Source organism: Halomonas sp. 3D7M, assembly GCF_014897885.1.
In the GTDB taxonomy this organism is placed as follows: Bacteria; Pseudomonadota; Gammaproteobacteria; order Pseudomonadales; family Halomonadaceae; genus Vreelandella.
The window spans coordinates 22,751-26,346 of the sequence record NZ_JABUZF010000120.1 but is presented as its reverse complement, the minus strand read 5'-3'; the positions used below and the strand labels follow the sequence as shown (position 1 = coordinate 26,346).

At 50.0% G+C, this 3,596-nt stretch carries 4 protein-coding genes; all 4 read right to left on the bottom strand.

Translation table 11 applies throughout. The annotated features are described in order from the left end of the window. Positions 1-152 precede the first annotated feature (152 nt). The gene (locus INT22_RS05530) at positions 153-665 is read right to left on the bottom strand and encodes a YqiA/YcfP family alpha/beta fold hydrolase (RefSeq protein ID WP_193061177.1); all 513 of its coding nucleotides are present in this window, start codon (positions 663-665) and stop codon (positions 153-155) included. Between the two features lie 5 nt (positions 666-670). Beyond that, complete coding sequence (locus INT22_RS05525; RefSeq protein WP_193061176.1) at positions 671-805, bottom strand: entericidin A/B family lipoprotein; 135 nt, start codon at positions 803-805, stop codon at positions 671-673. Between the two features lie 942 nt (positions 806-1,747). After that, complete coding sequence (locus INT22_RS05520) at positions 1,748-2,287, bottom strand: phosphatase PAP2 family protein (protein WP_089039983.1); 540 nt, start codon at positions 2,285-2,287, stop codon at positions 1,748-1,750. Next, positions 2,250-3,485, bottom strand: coding sequence for a glycosyltransferase family 4 protein (locus tag INT22_RS05515; RefSeq protein ID WP_193061175.1), 1,236 nt, complete (start codon positions 3,483-3,485; stop codon positions 2,250-2,252). The genes INT22_RS05520 and INT22_RS05515 overlap by 38 nt, the downstream gene beginning before the upstream one ends. Positions 3,486-3,596 lie beyond the last annotated feature (111 nt).

Genomic DNA, 3,596 nt, shown 5'->3' with positions numbered 1-3,596 from the left:
ATGACGAGGGCGGCTCGGAGGGCTCATCGTCAGGCACTGATTAAACAAAAAAAACAGCCCATCGGCTAATGCCAGTCAGGCGTTAAGAGCGCTATTTTCAAAGGCATCGTTTTTAAGGACATCGTTTTAGAGACGTTTTTTTAAAGACATCGCTATTGAAGGCACAGCTCTAAAAACCGCTCGAAATCGGAAAGTATTGTATCAAGACTGTTCTGCAGGCGATGGTCATCGTCAATCATGCGTAGTGAAAGTCGCTGACAGCGGGCATGTTCAATGACTGGGCCTGGCGGTACGACATCATCTCGCCAGCCATGAATGATATGCGTGTGTTGTGCTTGCAGTGTGATTGAGGTTTGCGGGTAATCTGGCAAGCCAAGAGCAGGGGCTAATAAAAAACAACCTAACACAGGTTCCTGGGCACTCACCGCTGCACTTAACCATCCGCCGAGACTGGAACCCGCTAAAACACAGTTAGCCAGTGTGTCGTTGCGTTCATCAATCACGGCAAGTAAATGCGCTAAACGCTCCTGCGGCTCTTTTAAGCCACGGTAGTCCATGACGACGGGTTCGCAGTTCTCAAACTGCTCAGCAACCCCTTTTAGCGCTTGCACTTTCAGGGCACCAGGTCCGCTTTCCAGGCCGTGTGAAAGGTAAACCGTCACCATGGCCATTAGCTACTTGCGGAGCGCTGAATAGCTTCGCCGCCTCGTTCAATATCTTCGCCTGCGCCGCGAATAGTGTTGCAGCCACTTATGACCAGAAGTGTCACCATCATCAATAAACTGATCGCCATTGCACGCTTCATCGAAGGAATCCTCATCAGCTGAGCGCTTGTAGAGAGATTTTAGGTACGCTGCCATTAAAAATAATCGTTGCAGGCAGTTGGTGCCATCAATTTCCCGTCGTTTGAGCGCTGGCTGGCCGTGTGATTTTGTCGCATGTGTCAGTTTTAGCCATGAAATAGCGGCGTTTATCTCTTAGCCTGGTATTGCGGTTAGTTTTTAAGATATTGTTTCTGATATGTTTTGTTGTTAAAAATGGCACTTGGCCTATTGTCTGCAGTAATCTGACTACAGCCGTAATGTTGTGACTTTAATTTTTAAGTGGAATTAATCGCCAAAAACGCTTTGCAACAACGTTAGCCACAATGAGTAAACAAGCGTGAGCAGGCTAATAGGTAATTAGGGAAGGCATGGAGCCATGGTAGCAAAAGGACGTGAAAGGACATTTAGCCTGCTCACCCTTATCAGTGTAAGGAAACGCTGATCATCACCGCCAGGGAACAGCATTGATGCAAAATCACCATCTCGTGAAAGCGAGGTGGTTTTTTTGCGTCAATTAATTGTTTTTAACACTTTGATTCTTATGTATATTTAACTTTTCCATATTTTTTGAACAACTTTTGTATCAATAAGCGTGACATTTTGGTCTATCCTCTGGTGTAAACCAAAATGTAGCGGTTAGAAGACGTCAACGTCGCAGCCGCACACTTCCAGGGACAAGCGCTATGGCGATGGTATTGATGTTATGCATGTTTGTGCTGTTTCTAGGGTTTTCGGGAGTCGGTCTTTATATGATGTTCAAGACATCGTTTATGACCACAATAGAGGATCGTGACGATATGCCTCCCGATATGTAGATAATTAAAACAATAGATAGTTAATCGACAATACCAAAAGCCACCTGCGTCCACGTTGGTGGCTTTTTGCTTTTATTGATACGGCGTTGAGCGACCAACCGCAGAGGGTTATCCCATCCAATAAAGACTCAGTAGCGCAAAGCCATAGCCCATGGCTGCGCCAGCAATGACATCGCTGACATAATGCAGCCCAAGCCCCACCCGCGAAATGGCAATCAGTAAACTAAGGGGAATCACAATAGGTAGCAACCAGGGGGTATGAGCGGCGACCAACACGCTGAACATCACCGCATGCATGGTGTGACCACTGGGGAAGCTGTATTTGTCTCGGGCAGGCTCGCCACAGTGGACGCCACCGAGGTAGGTGATAAACGGACGTTCGCGACACAGCCGCGTTTTTACCAACTTATAAATAGCGACTGCAAACAGTGCGATGGCGCTGTACTGCATGATTCGCCAAGCACCGTTAGGCTGTAACCAGGGCTGTGCAGCGATTAATAATACCCAGACAGGCCAGTCTCCCAGCTTACTTGCCGTTTGCAGCGTTAGCCGCCAGGGGCGATAAAGCGATAGGTGTGTTACCCGTTGGCAAAGCTGCCATTCAAAGACATCAAGACGATCGAATACGACAAGCGGACGCGGACGCATGGTGAGCCTCCTGGGCGTTTTGTAAATAGCGTAAGAACTGCTCTGCGATTCCCGGCCAGCTTTGCTCTAGCGCGCGTAGGCGGGCGGTTCTACCTAGGCGAGCGTAGTCAGCAGGGTGCTGGCATAACGCGACGGCAGCCTGTTGAAAGGCAAGCGCATCGCCAGGGGGAACGGTGATGCCGTTGTGCCTGCTTTGAATCAGCTCAGCGCTGGCGGCGTGGTGATAGGCCACGACTGCTAGCCCGCTGGCCATGGCTTCAGTCACCACATTTCCCCATGTTTCTGACTGAGAGGGGAAAATAAATATATCGGCACTGGCATAGTGGCGTGCTAGTGCCTGTTTATTCACAAAACCGGTGAAATGAGCATCTGGTAGCGCTTTTTGTAACTGAGCGCGGCCTGGGCCATCGCCAACAATGACGTGTGCCATATCGGGGCGTACGTCACTCATGGCCTGCAGCGTTTCTTGCAGTAACGCGAGGTTTTTTTCTGGAGCTAAGCGGCCCACATACAGCGCAACAGGTTGATGTTCGCTAACCCCCCACTGTTCGCGTAGGGTGTCGTCGCGGTGGGCTGGGGAAAATATATCGCCATCAATGCCGCGTGAGAGTACCTTTACACCGCGGATATCCTGAGCGCGTAGCGCTTCAGCCTGTTGTTGAGTGGGCACAAGGGTAAGGTCGCAGCCGTTATGGAAGTAGCGTAAATATCGCCGCGTGGCGGCAGCTAGCCAGGAAACCCCGTAGTCATGGCAGTAGTGATCGAAATTAGTATGCCAGCCAGCCACTAAAGGTATGTTCAGTTGGCGTGCAGCCTGTCGAGCTGCCCAGCCCAGCGGGCCCTGGGTTGCCAGATAAATAGAGTCGGGACGATGCTTCTGCCAGAAACGGCGAAGTTTTGAAGGTCTGGCAAGGCCAATCTGCACAGCGTTATAACCCGGTAGCGCTAACCGCCGAACCTGAAGCTCTTGGGACGGTTCTTGGTAGGGTTCTTGATACTGTTCTTGAGACGGTGCTTGAGAAAGCCCTTGAGAACGCTCTTGAGCAACATTGATGGCGCTGGCAGCCATGCTTGGTTTTGGGCGAATAACATCCACTGTTACCCCCAACCGAGTGAGTTCACGACATAGCCTATTTAAGGTATGCGCAACACCATTTATTTCTGGTGACCATGTTTCGCTAACGATACAGAGTCGCATGAGCGATCCATCCCTTTATCACGTTTTTACTCACTATTTCATTCACTATTGCATTGACTATGCGTAGCGACAGTGACACTGCCAAGACAGCCTGGTGAACATGGGATGACA